Raw genomic sequence first — 728 nt, 5'->3', positions numbered from 1 at the left:
AAACGCTTCTTATCAACTCATCCAAGCTTTTCGCAGATTAGCACGTCCTTCTTCGCCTCTGATTGCCAAGGCATCCACCTTGTACGCTTAGTCACTTAACTATACAACCTCAAATGTTTTTACATTTAAAGCCGATAAATCAACTAAACACTTGACTGCCTTTTCTCAGTCAAGATTTTTCTCTTACTCAGACTTTCTTCTATCCTTTTCAGGACTTAAAAGTCTCTTCAGTTTTCAGCTTGTTTCCGTTTTTTTAAAGAACAATAAGAATAAACTTTTCAGTTATCATCGTTAAATAAACTTTTAACTACAGACTTTTAGACTCTTATCGTCTTGCCACCTTTAGATTCCATTGAATTTACTTAACGATGATAAGTGGTGGAGATAAGCGGGATCGAACCGCTGACCTCCTGCGTGCAAGGCAGGCGCTCTCCCAGCTGAGCTATATCCCCAATTACCATTAACCCTCGTTTCACTCACTCTCAGAGTGGTGGGTCTGAGTGGACTTGAACCACCGACCTCACCCTTATCAGGGGTGCGCTCTAACCACCTGAGCTACAGACCCAAGGGTAATAACTTTTACAATTTCTATTGCTACTTCTTTGTCTACAACCATCAGCCAATCTGTGTGAACACTTGCTATCGCTCATCTAGGTAAGGAGGTGATCCAACCGCAGGTTCCCCTACGGTTACCTTGTTACGACTTCACCCCAGTCATGAATCATACC

Annotated in this window: 2 tRNA genes and 2 rRNA genes; all 4 read right to left on the bottom strand. The window is 42.3% G+C overall.

Annotated elements, in window-relative coordinates:
* A 23S ribosomal RNA gene (locus tag E4T92_RS10970) occupies positions 1-101 on the bottom strand; the annotation flags it as partial.
* 275 nt (positions 102-376) lie between these two features.
* Positions 377-452: transfer RNA gene (locus E4T92_RS10965), tRNA-Ala, on the bottom strand.
* Positions 453-488: 36 nt separating this feature from the next.
* Positions 489-565: transfer RNA gene (locus tag E4T92_RS10960), tRNA-Ile, on the bottom strand.
* 90 nt (positions 566-655) lie between these two features.
* A 16S ribosomal RNA gene (locus E4T92_RS10955) occupies positions 656-728 on the bottom strand; the annotation flags it as partial.

Origin of the sequence: Pasteurella sp. WM03, assembly GCF_004570945.1 — a bacterium.
Taxonomy (GTDB): domain Bacteria; phylum Pseudomonadota; class Gammaproteobacteria; order Enterobacterales; family Pasteurellaceae; genus Rodentibacter.
The sequence above is the reverse complement of the archived record's forward strand: the minus strand, read 5'-3'. Positions and strand labels throughout refer to the sequence as shown.